The following is a 16,335-nucleotide window of genomic DNA, read 5'->3' as shown; positions in this document are numbered from 1 at the left end:
CTGACCGGCCCGTTTTTCGATCAGGTGGAGTCACGGACTATGTCAGAAATCTTCAAAAGCAGTGCCACGCTTTCAATCGCGCCGGTTCCGGTGACGGTTGCGGGCATTGCTATTATTGCGACCCGCTGCCTGAGCGTCCTGATGCTGGCAAATGAGCTGGGTTACAGTGAACTCGCCAATTTTGTTCACCGCAGCGCCCAGTCCTGGGACGCGACACTCATCTTTGTCGCCAGCCAGTTGATCTTCCTGTTCGAACTGCGCTGCGCCTTTACCCTGATGCGCGGCAGTAACCGTGGACGCTGGGGCTATGTGGCGACGCAGGTGATTGTGCTCAGCTATATGCTGGTCGCCTCGCTGGGCTGGATCTACCCCGAGATTTTCAGCATTGATGGCGACAATAACGTCCAGATTATCCACCATACCCTGTCGCAGAAAATCCCCGATCTGCTGGTGCTCCTGCTGCTGTTTCTGCCTGCCAGCAGCCGCGCTTTTTTCAGGAAGCGATGATACAATCGCGCTCCGCCCGACCCGATCGTTAAGGCTTTACCATGCACTGCGCGCTTTATGACGCTAACCGTTGCCGCTCCTGTCAGTGGCTGGAAAAACCCTATCCCACTCAGCTGAACGACAAACAGTCGCTGCTGGAACAGTTACTGGCTGAGCAGCCGGTCGCTGCCTGGTTGCCGCCGGTCGCATCACCGCAGCAGGCATTTCGTAATAAAGCCAAAATGGTGGTGAGTGGCAGCGTCGAGCGTCCGGTGCTGGGTTTGAGCAAGCCGGATGGTGAAGCTGTGGATCTGTGCGATTGTCCGCTCTATCCCGCCAGCTTCCAGCCGGTTTTTGCTGCACTTAAGCCCTTTATCGCCCGTGCCGGACTGACGCCCTATAACGTGGCGCGCAAACGCGGCGAACTCAAATTCCTGCTGATAACCGAAAGCCAGCAGGGCGGCGTGATGCTGCGCTTTGTCCTGCGTTCAACCGCGAAACTGGAACAGCTGCGCGCCGCATTGCCGTGGCTGCAACAGCAACTGCCGCAGCTGGCGGTGATCTCTGCCAATATTCAGCCGGTGCATATGGCGATTCTGGAGGGGGAAGAGGAGATTGCGCTGACGCCCGCGCAGTCGCTGGCAGAGAACTTCAACGGCGTGCCGCTGTGGATCCGCCCGCAAAGCTTCTTCCAGACCAACCCGCAGGTTGCCAGCGCACTCTATGCCACCGCGCGCGACTGGGTCAGGGCGCTGCGGGTCAACAGCATGTGGGATCTCTTCTGTGGCGTAGGCGGTTTTGGTCTGCACTGCGCGACAGCGGAGATGGAACTGACAGGCATTGAGATCAGCGCCGAGGCGATAAAATGCGCCCAGCGTTCCGCTGAGATGCTGGGGCTGGAAAAAGTGCAGTTTGCGGCGCTGGATTCTACGGCGTTTGCGACCGGACGCGATGCGGTGCCGCAGCTGGTGCTGGTTAATCCGCCGCGTCGTGGAATTGGTGAGGCGCTGTGTGACTATCTTAGCCAGATGGCCCCGGATTATCTGCTCTATTCAAGCTGTAATCCGCAGACCATGGCGCAGGATATTGCCCGACTGAGCGCCTATGAGGTGACGAAGGTGCAACTGTTCGATATGTTTCCCCACACCGCCCATTTTGAAGTGCTGACGCTGTTAACCCGCCGTCAGCACGCGTCCGGGAAAGCATCGGCAGAGGCTGCCTCAGCCGGTAATTACTCCGGGAACCACTTCTGATTAAGCTGCTGCCAGCTGCCGTTGGCTTTCAGTTCGTTCAGCGCCTGATTAAACTGATCGCGAAGCGCCGTATTGCCTTTGCGTACGGCAATGCCGAGACCGGTGCCAAAGTAGTCCGCATCCGTAACATGTTCACCGACAGTGGCGAGATCCGCATTGGTCTTCAGCCACTGATTCACCACCGCGCTGTCGCCAAACACGCCATCCAGCCGGCCACTCTTCATATCCAGAATCGCATTCTGATAGCTGTCATAGGCCACCACTTTCACTTCCGGATGCTTATCCTGCAGGTACTTCTGGTGAGTGGTGCCGTTTTCCACGCCAATGCGCTTGCCCTTAAGCTCAGCAAAGCTGCTGAACTGGCCTTTACGGGCGATCACGATGGCGGAGTTAGCGTAATAAGGCTGGGTAAAATCGACCTGCTTGCTGCGCTCAGTGGTGATATCCATGCCGGAAATCACCGCGTCATAGCGGCGGAACTTCAGTGACGGGATCAGGCTGTCGAAAGCATTGTTGGTAAAGGTACACTCCGCTTTCATCTGCTGGCACAGCGCTTTGGCCAGATCGATATCGAATCCCACCAGGTTATTTTCCCGATCCAGGGATTCAAACGGCGGGTAGGTCGCTGAGGCGGCGAAGCGAATCTTTTCCGCTGCCTGGGCGGTAAGTGCCAGTGAAGCCAGCGCAGCGGCAACAATCCATTTTTTCATTTTATGATTCCTGTGATGTGGTCAGCCAGAGAAGGCGATACCCTGCCATAAAATGCATTTTTATGCAATTAGTGTGATTTTTCAGGCGAAAAGGGCGAGGAGCCTCGCCCGGATATCAGTTACGTCGTTCGAAGGCCAGAGCGCGCTTTTCGATCAGCCGCATCATCAGCGTCAGCAAACCGTTAACGCAGAGATAAACCAGACCCGCCGCGGCATAGACCGTGATGTCGTAGGTGCGGCCATAGAGCAACTGGCCGTGGCCCATGACTTCCATCAGGGTGATGGTGTAGGCCAGCGAGGTGCCTTTGAACACCAGCACCACTTCATTGGAGTAGGAGGAGAGGGCGCGTTTAAATGCATATGGCAGCAGAATGCGCAGCGTATCTTTGCGGCTCATGCCGAGCGCGGCACACGATTGCCACTGTCCGGAAGGAATCGCACGCACCGCACCGTAAAACAGCTGCGTGGTGTAAGCCGCGCTGTTCAGCGACAGCGCCAGCATCGCGCACAGCCAGGGCTGCGACAGTAAATGCCACAGCCAGGGGATCTGCTGGATCGAGGGAAACTGTCCCGGACCGTAATAGATCAGGAAGATCTGCACCAGCAGCGGTGTGCCGGTAAACAGTGTAATAAAGCCTTTGACCAGCGGGTTGAACACCGGCGTTTTCAGCGACAGCACCACGGTGAAGAGCAGCGCCAGCAGCAGGGCCACGACCAGCGATGCTGCCGTCAGCGTCAGGCTGGTATGCAACCCTTTCAGGAGTTCAGGCAGATAGGCCAGCATTAGCTGTTCCCCCGTTCAAAGCGGGTGGTGCGCAGTTCGATGCGGCGTAACACCGCCTGGCTGAACAGCGTGATCACTAAGTAGATAGCGGCCGCCACCAGGAACCAGGTAAACGGCTCCTGCGTGCGGGTGGCAATACTTTTGGTTTGCAGCATCAGATCGTTGACGCTAATCAGCGAGACCAGCGCGGTATCTTTCAGCAGCACCAGCCACTGATTGCCCAGACCGGGCAGGGCGTGACGCCACATCTGCGGCATAATCAGCCGGAGAAAGATGGCCGATTTTTTCATGCCCAGCGCCTGACCCGACTCCCACTGACCCATCGGCACCGCTTTCAGCGCGCCGCGCAGCGTCTGCGAGGCGTAGGCGGCATAGAGCATCGCCAGCGCTATCACACCGCACAGGAACGGACTGACGTCGAAGTTTTCAATTTCTACCTGTATCGGTAACTGAAACAGGCCGAAATTCAGGGTGAAGCCGTCAGAGAGGGTGAGCAGCAGCTGTGAAGCGCCAAAATAGATAAACAGCACCACCAGAATTTCCGGCAGGCCACGGATCAGCGTTACCAGGCCGGTGCCAATCCACGCCAGCGGTTTCAGGCGCAGTGACTCCCAGCCAGCGAAAATCATCGCCAGCACCAGGCCAGCGATGAGAGCACAAATAGCAAGGCCGACGGTCATGCCGGCGGCGCTTGCGAGGGTCATCATTTCATTCATCAGAGATTACTGCTGGAACCATTTGCTGTAGATGGTTTTGTACGTGCCGTCTGCTTTGATCTTATCCAGCGCGCCATTGAATTTGGTCTGCAGATCGGTGTTACCGGTACGTACCGCAATGCCAAGGCCGGTACCAAAGTAGGCTTTGTCCGTGACTTTCTCACCAACGGCAGCCAGCGCGGCATTCTGCTTCAGCCATTCGTTGACGACTGCGGTGTCACCGAACACAGCATCAATACGGCCATTTTTCAGATCCAGCACCGCATTCTGATAGCTGTCGTAAGGAACGGTGGTGATTTCGCTATGTTTCTCAGTCAGGTATTTCTGATGCGTGGTGCCGTTCTGGACGCCAACCCGCTTGCCTTTCAGCGCTTCCACGCTGGCAACTTTGCCTTTCTGGGCAACAAACAGCGCGGAGTTGTCGTAGTAAGGCTTGGTGAACAGGACCTGTTTTTCACGATCTGGTGTGATATCCATGCCCGCCATCACCGCATCAAAACGACGGAATTTCAGGCTCGGGATCAGGCTGTCGAACGCCTGATTGGTGAAGGTGCAGGTCGCATTAATCTCTTTACACAGCGCATTGGCCAGATCGACATCAAAGCCCTGAATCTTGTTGTCCGCATCCACAAACTCAAAAGGAGGATAAGAGGCTTCGGTCGCAAAACGAATCGTCTGAGCCGCCGTAGCGCTCAGGCTAAAACCAGCAAGCAGTGCAGCAAGTACCATTTTTTTCATTTTTAGCATCCTGACTTAGTGCGAAAGATAGTGAGCAAACGCCTCGGTTTGCGGCTGTGTAAAGCGGCTGGCATCGCCCTGTTCCACAATGTGACCGTTCTCCATATAGACGACGCGGCTGGCCGTTTTACGTGCCACCTCCACTTCATGGGTCACAATCACCTGGGTAATGCGGGTCTGGGCCAGTTCGCGAATGATACTGACAATCTGTGCGGTAATTTCAGGGTCCAGCGCGGCAGTCGGCTCATCGAACAGCAGCACCTGCGGCTCCATCATCAGCGCGCGGGCAATCGCCACACGCTGCTGCTGACCACCGGAGAGATGCAGCGGAAAGCGATCGCTGTAGGGCGTCAGGCGCAGCCGGTCAAGCAGCTTGTCGGCGCGGGCGCGGGCGTCACTTTTGCTGAGGCCCAGTACCCGGCAGGGCGCTTCAATCAGATTCTGCAGCACGGTAAGATGCGGCCAGAGGTTGTACTGCTGAAACACCATACCGACGTTCTGACGCAGTTCGCGAATCGCAGCATCGGAGGGTTTCTGGCTGAAGTCGAACTGATTACCGGCAATCTGCAACTGACCTGAACGCGGTTGCTCCAGCAGGTTAAGCACCCGCAGCAGCGAACTCTTACCCGCACCGCTGGGACCCAGCAGCACCAGGGTCTCGCCTTGCGGACACTCAAGGTTAATGTCGAACAGCGCCTGATGAGCACCGTAGAAGCAGTTTATTGCGTTTAGTTGAATACTCATGCGCCAGATTTGAATAGCTATTAGTGTCGCGGATTTTAACGTCACCAGAATAGTTATGCAAATAAGGTGGGTTAAAATTTGTAAAACAGCAGGCTAACCGCAAAAGCTTAGCACAATATCATGCACAGTCTGGGGGCAGCCCGCTGCAGCGGGCCGGGCGGCGGAAATAAAAAAAGCGCAGCGCCCGGGGGCGACTGCGCTTCTCTGAACGGTTAAGCCTGAGGTTATTTTTTCGATTTCTCAAGCATCTGGCTCAGGCTGCCACCCTCTGCATGCGCAGGGTTGGCCATGTAGCGCACATCATCCACCACCCAGCAACTGCCCTGATGGATCATCAGCACTTCATCCTGCCACTGCTTGCCGTCGCGGCTCAGATCGACCCGCAGCGGGATGTTGCGTGCATCGCGGTTCGGAATGGTGGAAGCATCAGCGACGCTGGCGGCGGTCGGACCCTGTGACAGGCTGGAGAAGAGATCGCCATTGCGCCACTGTGCGCCTGCATTGCTGCCGCTGGCCGCCTGCAATGAGTGGTACAGCGCATCACTCAGGTAAGGGCGATATTTTGCCAGGGTGTTGCTGTCGGGCAGACCCTGCGTAGGCTGTTCGATACGCAGGTCGTAAAACTGCTGGGCCACCTGGTCAGGACCGCCTTCAATGCACGGTGCGGTACGTGGGCCATTATCCTTAATCACTGGCTCAACGGTGGTACAGGCGCTGAGCAGCAGGGCCGCCGGGATCATTAGCGCAAACGCGTTGTTTCTCATCTCGATTTCCTTATGGTTCTCTGGCAAGGTGCCCTTTTTAGCATAGAGTATAGCCGTGCTTTTTAGTCGAAAGAGCCTTAGCCCGGTTTTCAACAAGGAGAATGCGATGAAATTTTCAACAACCCCCACGCTGGAAGGTCACAGCATCAGCGAATATTGTGGCGTCGTCACCGGTGAAGCGATTCTGGGTGCCAACATCTTCCGTGACTTTTTCGCTGGCATCCGTGATGTGGTCGGTGGCCGCTCCGGTGCTTACGAGAAAGAGCTGCGCAAAGCGCGAGAGATCGCGTTTGAAGAGCTGGAGGAGCAGGCAAAAGCGCTGGGCGCCAACGCCGTGGTCGGTATCGATATTGACTACGAAACGGTCGGCAAAGATGGCAGCATGCTGATGGTAAGCGTCAGCGGCACGGCGGTGATCATTCGTTGAAATGGTGGCTGTGGCTGATACTGGCGCTGCTGCTGGCGGGCTGCCAGTCCGGGATAGAATCCCGTGACGGCTACTGGGCCGATCTGCGGCATCCGGCGCAGGGCGCGCGACCGCGGGTGAAGGTGATAGTGATCCACTACACCGCCGAAGATTTTTCTTCGTCGCTGGCGACCCTGACCGATAGGGAAGTCAGCGCCCACTATCTGATCCCCCGCCAGCCGCCACAGCGCGCCGGGAAAGGCGTTATCTGGCAACTGGTGCCGGAGCAGCAGCTCGCCTGGCATGCCGGTCCAAGCTTCTGGCGCGGAGCCAGCCGCATCAATGACACATCGATTGGTATCGAACTGGTGAACCAGGGTTATCGCCGGACCCTGACAGGTCTTGAATGGCAGCCATTTACCGCTGCGCAGATCACCACGCTGGAGGCGCTGCTGCGCGATATTGCACAGCGCTACGGCATCGCACCGGAAAATATTGTCGGTCACAGTGATATCGCGCCGCAGCGTAAGCAGGATCCCGGCCCACTCTTTCCGTGGCATCAGCTGGCCCAGCGCGGAATGGGTGCCTGGCCCGATGCCGGACGAGTGCAGTTTCATTTAGCGGGTCAGGATCCGCACGCGGTGGTACCCGTGGAGCCACTACTGGAACGTTTACAGCGCTATGGCTATCCGGTGACGGCAGAGATGAGCGCGCGTGAACAGCAGAGGGTAATCGCCGCGTTTCAGATGCATTTCCGGCCTGCGGATTATCGCGGGCAGCCCGATGCAGAAACCGCCGCGATAGCTGCCGCGCTACTGGATAAATATGGCGCGGCGCAATAGCGGATTATTGGTGTAAAAACGCCTTCCAGTGGGCGACGACCTGCGCCAGTGCCGCACGATCAGCATCCAGATGGGTGACCAGACGGGTGCGGGTTCCTGCGCTGATTAACACCCCGCGCGCCTTCATCCACTCACCTAATGGTTTGACCTGGGCTTCCGGCACCGCCACAAACAGCATGTTGGTCTGCTGATCGATGACCTGAACGCCCAGCTCATGCAACTGCTGTCCCAGCCAGGCGGCATTGTCATGATCCTCCTGCAGCCGCGTCACGTTATTTTCTAACGCATAGAGACCCGCCGCCGCCAGAATACCGGCCTGGCGCATGCCGCCGCCGGTCATTTTACGCCAGCGACGTGCGCGCTCAATCAGCGCCGTGTCGCCGCACAGCAGAGAACCGACTGGCGTGCCCAGGCCTTTAGAGAGACAGATGGTCAGGGTATCGCAATAGCGGGCAATCGCTGCCAGCGTGGTCTGCTGCGCGACTACCGCATTGAAAATGCGTGCGCCATCAATGTGCAGCGCCAGCTGATGCTCGCGGGTAAAAGTCCACGCCTGTTCCAGATACGCCAGCGGCAGGACTTTACCGTGATGCGTGTTCTCCAGACTCAGCAGACGGGTGCGGGCAAAGTGAATATCGTCCGGCTTGATGGCGGCCGCTAATACGTCGAGCGGCAGGGTGCCATCGTCGGCGGCCAGAATCGGCTGTGGCTGAATACTGCCCAGCACCGCCGCGCCGCCCGCCTCATATTTGTAGTTGTGCGCCTGCTGACCGACGATATATTCATCGCCGCGTTCGCAATGGCTGAGTAGCGCCACCAGATTCGCCTGGGTGCCGGTCGGGAAAAACAGCGCCGCTGCTTTGCCGCTCAGCCGTGCGGCTTCCGCCTCCAGCGCATTTACGGTGGGGTCGTCACGGTAGACGTCATCACCGGTTTCGGCAGACATCATCGCGCTTAACATGGCGGCGCTGGGCCGGGTTACGGTATCACTGCGTAAATCGATCACCCTATGCTCCTGAACGTGGCGGAAGAAAAAAAAGGCGGGCATCGCGCCCGCCTGGATGGAGTCTCTGTTTTACCGCAGCCAGTTGGTTTTCGCCAGTTCTACCACCTCATCACCGCGACCATTCATGATGGCGCGCAGCATGTAGAGACTGAAGCCTTTAGCCTGCTCCATTTTGATCTCCGGCGGCATCGCCAGTTCCTCTTTGGCGGTAATGACATCCACCAGCACCGGGCCATCGTGGGCAAACGCCTGCTCCAGCGCGCCATTGAGATCAGATGCCTTTTCCACCCGGATACCCCGGATACCGCAGGCTTCGGCGATAGCGGCAAAGTCAGGATTCTCCAGCTCGGTGCCATCGGTGAGATAGCCGCCCGCTTTCATCTCCATCGCCACAAAGCCCAGCACGCTGTTGTTGAAAATCACCAGTTTGACCGGCATTTTCAGTTGCGCCAGCGAGATAAAATCCCCCATCAGCATGCTGAAGCCGCCGTCGCCACACAGTGCCACCACCTGACGATTGCGATCAATCGACTGCGCGCCCAGCGCCTGTGGCATCGCGTTCGCCATTGAGCCGTGGTTAAACGAACCCAGCAGGCGACGTTTGCCATTCATCTTCAGATAGCGCGCCGCCCAGACGGTCGGTGTCCCGACATCGCAGGTAAAGATGGCGTCATCACTGGCGTAGTGGCTGATCTGCTGTGCCAGATATTGCGGATGGATCGGCTGCTTGTCGTTGGGCTGCGCCAGTTCGTCCAGACTTTTGCGCGCCTCGCCATAGTGCTTAACCGCGCTGTCGAGGTGGCTGCGATCGCTTTTGTGCGGCAGCTGCGGCAGCAGCGCCTGCAGTGTGCTTTTCACATCGCCGACATAGGCCTGATCGACGTGACAATGTGACCCAAGGCTGCCCGGATTGATGTCGATCTGGATGATTTTAGCCTTTTCCGGATAGAAGGCGCGATAGGGGAACTGCGTGCCCAGCAACACCAGCGTCCCGGCATTCATCATGGCGTGGAAACCGGATGAGAAACCGATCAGTCCGGTCATGCCGACATCATAAGGGTTGTCATATTCGATGTGTTCTTTGCCGCGCAGCGCATGGACGATAGGGGCTTTCAGCGCTTCTGCCAGCGCTACCACCTCCTGATGCGCTCCGGCGCAGCCACTGCCGCACAACAGCGTAATATCGCTGGCTTCGTTCAGCGTCTGCGCCAGCTGCGCCAGTTCGGCGGGCTGTGGCAGGACCTGCGGCAACTGTGGCGGATACCATTCCGCGCTGGCGCTCTCTGGCGCCAGTTTAAGCGCGACATCCCCAGGCAGCACCACCACCGAGACACCACGATTCAGAATCGCTTTACGCATCGCGATGCCCAGCACCTGCGGGAGCTGCTCAGGGTTCGAAACCAGTTCGCAGTAGTGGCTGCATTCGCGGAACAGCTCCTGCGGATGGGTTTCCTGAAAATAGCCGCTGCCGATTTCGCTGGAGGGAATATGTGCCGCAATCGCCAGAACAGGAACGCGGTTACGATGGCAATCGAATAGACCGTTGATCAGATGTAAGTTGCCTGGCCCACAGGAGCCGGCGCAGACCGCCAGTTCACCGCTGATGTGCGCTTCCGCGCCCGCTGCGAATGCGGCGACTTCTTCATGGCGCGTCGGCATCCATTCAATGGTGCCCATGCGATTAAGACTGTCGCTCAGGCCGTTAAGGGAATCCCCGGTGACGCCCCAGATGCGTTTTACGCCCGCGCTTTCCAGCGTTTTGGCGACCAGCGCCGCGACGGTTTGTTTCATGCTCTTCTCCTTTGTCGGCCCGCCCTGAAGAGTGACGTGACCAGAACCGAAAAAAGAAGCGTAGACGACACGGAAGAAAAGCAGGCGTGAAAAAATGCGCTGGCAGAGCTCAGCGCATATCAGACAGGATTCAGGCGGAGAAGAGGGCGATAAGAATCGGGGCCAGCAGGCTCATCACAAAGCCGTGCACAATGGCGGCCGGGACGATCTCATTGCCGCCCGCCCGCTGCAGCACCGGCAGGGTAAAGTCCATTGAAGTTGCGCCACACAGGCCCAGTGCGCTGGAGCGATGACGGCCAATCAACGCCGGAATGAGCATGATTGCCACCAGTTCACGTATCAGGTCGTTGAAGAAGGCGGCGCTGCCGATGACCGGACCAAAAGCTTCGGTCATCAGAATGCCGGAGAGAGAGTACCAGCCAAAACCGCTGGCTAACGCCAGACCGGTTTTCAGCGGCACGCCCAGCAGCAACGCCGCAATCATGCCGCCGATAAGCGCGCTGACCAGCACTACGCTGGCAACCAGCAGGCCACGACGGTTCAGGATAATCTGACGCAGCGTCATGCCGCTGCCGCGCAGCTGAATGCCAACCAGAAACAGCAGGAAGATCAGCGCATATTCGCTGGCCGTCGAGGCGTGTTGCAGCAGTGGCCACTGGGTCAGGCCAAGCAGAAAACCGATGACAACCACGCCGCATAGCTTCAGAGAGTCCAGCGCCATATGCAGCCGCGAGGGCAGTTTCTCCTGCCGATGCGCATGCTGCCATGGGGCATATTTTTCCAGCCCGCGCAGCGCCAGCAGGTTGCACAGCAAAATACAGAAGGCCGCTACCAGCGCGGTGTGAAATACCGCCAGCAGATTGCTGCTCAGGTTGTCGAGAAAGGCCAGGCTGATGCCCATAAAGAACAGAATGACGTAAACCATCCAGCCCAGCAGCTGATTGACCCGGCGCAGGGTTGAAGTTTGACGGAACGGTATCAGCCAGCCGGCGATCAGCGGCAGAAGAATAATCAGGAGTCCGGAGTACATAGCGATAAGGGCCATCCATGGTGGAAGAGGCCACACGCTAGCGAAAAAGCGTAACGGAGTAAACCCTGATAAAGCGGCTTGACCGGCTCGCTGGCGGCAACCATGCTGTTTATAAACTGAGGATGGACGCCTATGATTCTGGAACATATCGACATTCGCGGTTTCCGCGGCATCAATAAGCTCTCACTGCCTTTAACCCAGACCAATCTGCTGATTGGTGAGAACGCCTGGGGCAAATCCAGTCTGCTGGATGCCCTGAGCCTGTTACTTTCGCCCCATGAACCGGCCTATGTTTTTACCGAGGCTGATTTCCATTTCACCCCAGGCGATGTGACCGATGCGATGCGCCGTCTGTCGGTGGTGTTCCACTTTCGCGATGACGGCAACGACCCGGATGCGGTGCTCTCGACCTTCTGGCAGCGTGATGCTCAGGACCAGCGTCAGCTCTGTTACAGCGTCAGCGCCACCTGGCGTGACAGCGGTATCGAAACCCGCCGCCGTTTTGTTGACCTGAACTATCAGCTGTTGCCTGAGCAGAACTGCGCGGCGGCCATCGATCTTTTGCTGAAACGGTATCCGGTTCTGCGATTGCGCGATGCGCGTTTCAGTAAGCGGACGCGGAGTAGTGCACCGCTCCCCACCGCACATCCTGAGTTACTGGCGGGTATGGAGACGCTGGCGCGCGATCTGGAGCACCATCCGCAACAGCTCAGCGATGAGGTGCTGCGGCAGGGGCTGAAGACGATGCAGCAACTGATGCAGCACTACTTCCTGGTACAGCCGCCCGATGCGGGCAACGAGGTCAGGCTACGGGATCCTCAGACGCGTGAGGGGGAACAGGGATGGCGGGCGCTGGATCACCTGAATCAGCTGATTGCCGGAACCGACTCCCGCAGCCGTCAGCTGATACTGCTGCAGATGTTTACCCTGCTGATTGAGGCACGAGGAGACGTCCCGCTGGCCGCCGGTGCCCGCCCGCTGCTGCTGATTGAAGATCCGGAAACCCGGCTGCATCCCATTATGCTGTCGGTAGCATGGAATCTGCTGAGGCTGCTGCCGCTGCAAAAAATCGCCACCACTAATTCGCCGGAGCTGCTGTCGCAGGTGCCGGTGGAAAACGTCTGTCGTCTGGTGCGTGGACCCTCGCGCGTAGCGGCCTGGCGCATCGGTCCGGAGGGACTGAGTGCCGAAGAGAGCCGGCGCATCGGCTTCCATATTCGGGTCAACCGGCCTGCTGCGCTGTTCGCCCGTTGCTGGCTGCTGGTGGAGGGAGAAACCGAAGTCTGGATCATGAATGAGCTGGCGCAGCAGTGCGGTTACAACTTCGCTGCTGAAGGCGTGAAGGTGATTGAGTTTGCGCAGTCGGGGTTAAAACCGCTACTGAAGTTTGCCCGGCGCATGGGTATCGCCTGGCATGTCCTGACTGACGGTGATCAGGCGGGGAATAAATATGCCAGTACGGCACGCACTCAGTTACAGCCGGGTGAACCGGAGCCGCGTTTTCTGACGCAGTTACCGGCGCTGGATATGGAAAATTTTCTCTATCAGCACGGCTTTCAGGATGTCTATCATCAGATGGCGCACCTGCCGTTAAACGTTCCGATGAGTTCCAGGCGTATTATTACTAAAGCGATTCACCAGAGCTCCAAGCCGGAACTGGCGATCGCAGTGGCTACGTCGGCGGCGGAACGCGGGCCAGAGGCCATCCCGCCATTGATGCGGCAGATGTTTGCCCGGGTGATTGGACTGGCGCAGGGCCAGGCAGATTAGGTGACATCGAACAGGAAAATGCCAGCGGCACTGGCTGGCATTTTTGGGTCTTTGTTCAGAAAGGCGATATGTGTCAGGCCACGGCCTGCACCTCGACCGGCACGATCAGGCTGGCGTGATTGCCTTTCGGGCCTTCGTGGACATCGAACTGAACCTGCTGGCCTGCCTTAAGCGTGCGGTAGCCTTCCATCTGAATGGTGGAGTAGTGCGCAAAAATATCTTCGCCACCGCCAATCGGACAGATAAAGCCAAAGCCTTTGGAATTGTTGAACCATTTAACTGTGCCCGTCTCCATGCTTTTACTTCCCTCGCAAGACATTTTATAAGTAGGTGAGGTCATCGAAGCTGTGAGTCGGATTTGATTAAAACTCAATCAGCCTGTGCAGCTAGAATGTAGAGAAAGCGCGGCTGACGTCAAGCAAACCACCGGGCCAGGTGGGGAAAAAATCATCAAAATTTGAGGCAGTTAACGCTATTGCGAATTTTGTGATGCAGGTCGCGCAGGGGAATTTCTGAATAAATTTTCAGCAGCGGCATGCGGCTTGACAGGCATGTTAAACTCTCAATATGTAGCTACTTAAAGGCTAAAAGCAAAATCTCAACGGAACACTATGGCAAACGCAAACGACTGGCTTAACTTTGAACATCTGGCCGACGATAAAGTACGTGAAGGGTTAAAGCCGCCTTCTATGTATAAAGTCATTCTGAATAATGACGATTATACACCTATGGAATTTGTTATTGACGTTGTACAAAAGTTCTTTTCTTATGATGTTGAACGTGCAACGCAGCTGATGTTGAAAGTTCACTATCACGGCAAGGCGATCTGTGGTGTATTTACTGCAGAAGTCGCCGAAACAAAAGCGGCCCAGGTGAACAACTATGCACGGGAAAATCATCATCCGTTGCTGTGTACGCTGGAAAAGGCCTGAACCCGTCTCCATATAGGAAACAGGTAAGGGCGATAATTGGGGGAGGTGCCTAATGCTCAATCAAGAACTGGAACTCAGTTTAAATATGGCTTTCGCCAGAGCGCGTGAGCACCGTCATGAGTTTATGACCGTCGAGCATCTGTTACTGGCGTTGCTCAGTAACCCGTCGGCCAGAGAGGCACTGGAAGCCTGTACGGTGGACATTGTGGCTCTGCGGCAGGAACTCGAAGCCTTCATCGAACAAACCACGCCCGTGCTGCCTGCCAGCGAAGAGGAGCGTGATACACAACCCACGCTCAGCTTCCAGCGCGTCCTGCAGCGTGCGGTTTTCCATGTCCAGTCATCCGGTCGCAGCGAAGTCTCCGGTGCGAATGTACTGGTCGCCATTTTCAGCGAGCAGGAGTCGCAAGCGGCTTATCTGCTACGCAAACATGAAGTGAGCCGCCTTGATGTGGTGAACTTCATCTCTCACGGTACGCGTAAAGATGAGTCCGGCCAGGCGCCAGGCGCAGAAAATCCGGTTAACGAAGAGCAAGCAGGCGGGGAGGAGCGTATGGAAAACTTCACCACCAATCTTAATCAGCTTGCTCGCGTCGGTGGTATTGATCCACTGATTGGTCGCGATAAAGAGCTGGAACGTACCGTTCAGGTGCTATGTCGTCGCCGTAAAAATAACCCGCTGCTGGTGGGTGAGTCGGGTGTGGGTAAAACCGCCATTGCTGAAGGTCTCGCCTGGCGCATAGAGCAGGGCGATGTACCGGAAGTGATGAAAGATTGCACGATCTACTCGCTGGATATCGGTTCGTTATTAGCCGGCACCAAGTACCGTGGTGACTTTGAAAAACGTTTCAAAGCGCTGCTGAAGCAGCTGGAGCAGGACGAACACAGCATTCTGTTTATCGATGAGATCCATACCATCATCGGTGCGGGTGCTGCATCCGGCGGCCAGGTCGATGCTGCGAACCTGATCAAACCTCTTCTTTCCTCTGGCAAGATTCGGGTGATGGGTTCCACCACCTATCAGGAATTCAGCAACATCTTTGAAAAAGATCGTGCCCTGGCGCGTCGCTTCCAGAAGATCGATATCACGGAGCCTTCACCAGAAGAGACCGTGCAGATCCTGAACGGCCTGAAGACCAAGTACGAAGCGCATCACGATGTGCGCTATACCGCGAAAGCGGTGCGCGCAGCCGTGGAACTGGCGGTGAAATATATCAACGACCGTCATCTGCCTGATAAGGCGATTGATGTGATTGATGAAGCGGGTGCGCGTGCGCGCCTGATGCCAGCCAGTAAGCGCAAGAAAACCATCAACGTCTCTGACATTGAAACGGTGGTGGCCCGTATTGCCCGTATTCCTGAGCAAAGCGTGTCAGCAAGCGACCGCGATACGCTGAAAAATCTGGGCGATCGTCTGAAAATGCTGGTGTTTGGTCAGGACAACGCCATTGAGGCGCTGACGGAAGCGATCAAGATGAGCCGTGCAGGTCTGGGTCAGGATCGTAAGCCGGTCGGTTCCTTCCTGTTTGCCGGGCCTACCGGTGTCGGTAAAACGGAAGTCACCGTGCAGCTGGCGAAAGCGCTGGGCATTGAGTTGCTGCGCTTTGATATGTCCGAGTATATGGAGCGTCACACCGTCAGCCGTTTGATTGGTGCGCCTCCGGGTTACGTCGGCTTTGATCAGGGCGGCCTGCTGACGGATGCAGTGATTAAGCATCCTCATGCGGTGGTGTTGCTGGATGAGATTGAGAAAGCACACCCGGATGTCTTCAACCTGCTGCTGCAGGTGATGGATAACGGTATGCTGACCGACAACAACGGTCGCAAAGCGGACTTCCGCAACGTGGTGCTGGTCATGACCACTAACGCCGGTGTCCGCGAGACTGAACGTAAGTCGATTGGCCTTATTCATCAGGACAACAGCACCGATGCCATGGAAGAGATCAAAAAGATGTTTTCTCCAGAGTTTCGTAACCGTCTCGACAACATTATCTGGTTCAGTCACCTGTCACCAGAGGTGATCCATCAGGTGGTCGACAAGTTCATTGTCGAGTTGCAGGCGCAGCTGGATGCCAAAGGCGTGTCGCTGGAAGTCAGCGATGAAGCACGCGACTGGCTTGCTGAGAAAGGCTATGACAAAGCGATGGGCGCTCGTCCGATGGCGCGCACCGTGCAGGACAGCCTGAAGAAACCGTTAGCCAATGAACTGCTGTTTGGTTCGCTGGTGGATGGCGGCTCGGTGTCAGTGGCGCTGGATCGTGAGAAAGGTGAACTGACCTATCACTTCCTGAGTGCTGAAAAACGCAAAACCGAAGGCACGGTGCATTAATCACCTGCTGCAGATATGAAAAAGGCCGGATTAA

At 56.9% G+C, this 16,335-nt stretch carries 17 protein-coding genes; 7 read left to right on the top strand and 10 right to left on the bottom strand.

Annotated features, from left to right (window positions below):
- The first annotated feature begins 39 nt into the window (after window positions 1-39).
- Both OK409_RS08175 and rlmC read left to right on the top strand, forming a co-directional pair.
- Complete coding sequence (locus tag OK409_RS08175; RefSeq protein WP_010254423.1) at window positions 40-507, top strand: YbjO family protein; 468 nt, start codon at window positions 40-42, stop codon at window positions 505-507.
- A 41-nt stretch (window positions 508-548) separates the two neighbouring features.
- A complete protein-coding gene (gene rlmC, locus OK409_RS08170) occupies window positions 549-1,739 on the top strand; it encodes a 23S rRNA (uracil(747)-C(5))-methyltransferase RlmC (RefSeq protein WP_264366959.1) in 1,191 nt (396 codons plus the stop codon).
- Here rlmC and OK409_RS08165 read toward each other — a convergent pair.
- The 6 genes from OK409_RS08165 to OK409_RS08140 all read right to left on the bottom strand — a co-directional run bounded on the left by OK409_RS08165 (window position 1,718) and on the right by OK409_RS08140 (window position 6,195).
- Window positions 1,718-2,449: an arginine ABC transporter substrate-binding protein gene (locus tag OK409_RS08165; RefSeq protein WP_010254425.1), complete on the bottom strand. Its 732-nt coding sequence runs from the start codon at window positions 2,447-2,449 to the stop codon at window positions 1,718-1,720. The two genes, rlmC and OK409_RS08165, sit on opposite strands and share 22 nt — an antisense overlap.
- Window positions 2,450-2,564: 115 nt before the next feature.
- A complete protein-coding gene (gene artM, locus OK409_RS08160) occupies window positions 2,565-3,233 on the bottom strand; it encodes an arginine ABC transporter permease ArtM (protein ID WP_031593159.1) in 669 nt (222 codons plus the stop codon).
- Window positions 3,233-3,949 (bottom strand): arginine ABC transporter permease ArtQ, encoded by a 717-nt coding sequence (artQ, locus tag OK409_RS08155; protein WP_264366958.1) that lies wholly within the window; start codon window positions 3,947-3,949, stop codon window positions 3,233-3,235. Before artQ ends, artM begins: the two co-directional genes overlap by 1 nt.
- 6 nt (window positions 3,950-3,955) lie before the next feature.
- On the bottom strand, window positions 3,956-4,687 hold the full coding sequence (gene artJ, locus OK409_RS08150) for an arginine ABC transporter substrate-binding protein (RefSeq protein WP_264366957.1): 732 nt from the start codon (window positions 4,685-4,687) through the stop codon (window positions 3,956-3,958).
- A gap of 15 nt (window positions 4,688-4,702) precedes the next feature.
- Complete coding sequence (gene artP, locus OK409_RS08145) at window positions 4,703-5,431, bottom strand: arginine ABC transporter ATP-binding protein ArtP (RefSeq protein ID WP_010254433.1); 729 nt, start codon at window positions 5,429-5,431, stop codon at window positions 4,703-4,705.
- Window positions 5,432-5,655: 224 nt separating this feature from the next.
- The gene (locus tag OK409_RS08140; RefSeq protein ID WP_010254434.1) at window positions 5,656-6,195 is read right to left on the bottom strand and encodes a lipoprotein; all 540 of its coding nucleotides are present in this window, start codon (window positions 6,193-6,195) and stop codon (window positions 5,656-5,658) included.
- Between the two features lie 106 nt (window positions 6,196-6,301).
- Between OK409_RS08140 and OK409_RS08135 the strand changes: the two genes are divergently transcribed.
- Together OK409_RS08135 and OK409_RS08130 are read left to right on the top strand one after the other, a co-directional pair.
- On the top strand, window positions 6,302-6,622 hold the full coding sequence (locus OK409_RS08135) for a heavy metal-binding domain-containing protein (protein ID WP_003849304.1): 321 nt from the start codon (window positions 6,302-6,304) through the stop codon (window positions 6,620-6,622).
- Window positions 6,619-7,443 carry an N-acetylmuramoyl-L-alanine amidase gene (locus tag OK409_RS08130; RefSeq protein WP_264366956.1) on the top strand — a complete coding sequence of 275 codons (825 nt, stop codon included), beginning with the start codon at window positions 6,619-6,621 and terminating at the stop codon, window positions 7,441-7,443. The genes OK409_RS08135 and OK409_RS08130 overlap by 4 nt, the downstream gene beginning before the upstream one ends.
- Before the next feature lie 4 nt (window positions 7,444-7,447).
- On the opposite strand, the gene ltaE is transcribed toward OK409_RS08130, so the two are convergent.
- From ltaE to OK409_RS08115, 3 genes are all read right to left on the bottom strand, one after another.
- A complete protein-coding gene (gene ltaE / locus OK409_RS08125) occupies window positions 7,448-8,449 on the bottom strand; it encodes a low-specificity L-threonine aldolase (RefSeq protein WP_264366955.1) in 1,002 nt (333 codons plus the stop codon).
- A 69-nt stretch (window positions 8,450-8,518) separates the two neighbouring features.
- Window positions 8,519-10,240: a ubiquinone-dependent pyruvate dehydrogenase gene (poxB, locus tag OK409_RS08120; RefSeq protein ID WP_264366954.1), complete on the bottom strand. Its 1,722-nt coding sequence runs from the start codon at window positions 10,238-10,240 to the stop codon at window positions 8,519-8,521.
- 130 nt (window positions 10,241-10,370) lie between these two features.
- On the bottom strand, window positions 10,371-11,270 hold the full coding sequence (locus OK409_RS08115) for a lysine exporter LysO family protein (RefSeq protein WP_264366953.1): 900 nt from the start codon (window positions 11,268-11,270) through the stop codon (window positions 10,371-10,373).
- 132 nt (window positions 11,271-11,402) lie between these two features.
- Here OK409_RS08115 and OK409_RS08110 point away from each other — a divergent pair, with 132 nt between their 5' ends.
- The gene (locus OK409_RS08110; RefSeq protein WP_264366952.1) at window positions 11,403-13,040 is read left to right on the top strand and encodes an ATP-dependent nuclease; all 1,638 of its coding nucleotides are present in this window, start codon (window positions 11,403-11,405) and stop codon (window positions 13,038-13,040) included.
- Window positions 13,041-13,113: 73 nt separating this feature from the next.
- Here OK409_RS08110 and cspD read toward each other — a convergent pair whose 3' ends face one another.
- Window positions 13,114-13,335, bottom strand: a complete 222-nt coding sequence (cspD, locus tag OK409_RS08105) for a cold shock-like protein CspD (protein ID WP_010254451.1) — start codon at window positions 13,333-13,335, stop codon at window positions 13,114-13,116.
- A 316-nt stretch (window positions 13,336-13,651) separates the two neighbouring features.
- Between cspD and clpS the strand changes: the two genes are divergently transcribed.
- Window positions 13,652-13,972 (top strand): ATP-dependent Clp protease adapter ClpS, encoded by a 321-nt coding sequence (gene clpS, locus OK409_RS08100; RefSeq protein WP_010254453.1) that lies wholly within the window; start codon window positions 13,652-13,654, stop codon window positions 13,970-13,972.
- A 52-nt stretch (window positions 13,973-14,024) separates the two neighbouring features.
- Window positions 14,025-16,301 (top strand): ATP-dependent Clp protease ATP-binding subunit ClpA, encoded by a 2,277-nt coding sequence (gene clpA / locus OK409_RS08095; protein ID WP_010254457.1) that lies wholly within the window; start codon window positions 14,025-14,027, stop codon window positions 16,299-16,301.
- Window positions 16,302-16,335 lie beyond the last annotated feature (34 nt).

Source organism: Pantoea sp. RG18 (assembly GCF_025910075.1).
Taxonomy (GTDB): Bacteria; Pseudomonadota; Gammaproteobacteria; order Enterobacterales; family Enterobacteriaceae; genus Pantoea; species Pantoea agglomerans.
This window is presented reverse-complemented; position numbering and strand designations above follow the sequence as displayed.

Coding starts and splice junctions, on each gene's coding strand:
- clpA (WP_010254457.1), top strand. CDS start 14,025: ATGCTCAATCAAGAACTGGAACTCAGTTTAAATATGGCTTTCGCCAGA.
- OK409_RS08175 (WP_010254423.1), top strand. CDS start 40: ATGTCAGAAATCTTCAAAAGCAGTGCCACGCTTTCAATCGCGCCGGTT.
- rlmC (WP_264366959.1), top strand. CDS start 549: ATGCACTGCGCGCTTTATGACGCTAACCGTTGCCGCTCCTGTCAGTGG.
- poxB (WP_264366954.1), bottom strand. CDS start 10,240: ATGAAACAAACCGTCGCGGCGCTGGTCGCCAAAACGCTGGAAAGCGCG.
- OK409_RS08165 (WP_010254425.1), bottom strand. CDS start 2,449: ATGAAAAAATGGATTGTTGCCGCTGCGCTGGCTTCACTGGCACTTACC.
- artQ (WP_264366958.1), bottom strand. CDS start 3,949: ATGAATGAAATGATGACCCTCGCAAGCGCCGCCGGCATGACCGTCGGC.
- artM (WP_031593159.1), bottom strand. CDS start 3,233: ATGCTGGCCTATCTGCCTGAACTCCTGAAAGGGTTGCATACCAGCCTG.
- OK409_RS08135 (WP_003849304.1), top strand. CDS start 6,302: ATGAAATTTTCAACAACCCCCACGCTGGAAGGTCACAGCATCAGCGAA.
- OK409_RS08110 (WP_264366952.1), top strand. CDS start 11,403: ATGATTCTGGAACATATCGACATTCGCGGTTTCCGCGGCATCAATAAG.
- OK409_RS08115 (WP_264366953.1), bottom strand. CDS start 11,270: ATGTACTCCGGACTCCTGATTATTCTTCTGCCGCTGATCGCCGGCTGG.
- clpS (WP_010254453.1), top strand. CDS start 13,652: ATGGCAAACGCAAACGACTGGCTTAACTTTGAACATCTGGCCGACGAT.
- artJ (WP_264366957.1), bottom strand. CDS start 4,687: ATGAAAAAAATGGTACTTGCTGCACTGCTTGCTGGTTTTAGCCTGAGC.
- OK409_RS08140 (WP_010254434.1), bottom strand. CDS start 6,195: ATGAGAAACAACGCGTTTGCGCTAATGATCCCGGCGGCCCTGCTGCTC.
- cspD (WP_010254451.1), bottom strand. CDS start 13,335: ATGGAGACGGGCACAGTTAAATGGTTCAACAATTCCAAAGGCTTTGGC.
- artP (WP_010254433.1), bottom strand. CDS start 5,431: ATGAGTATTCAACTAAACGCAATAAACTGCTTCTACGGTGCTCATCAG.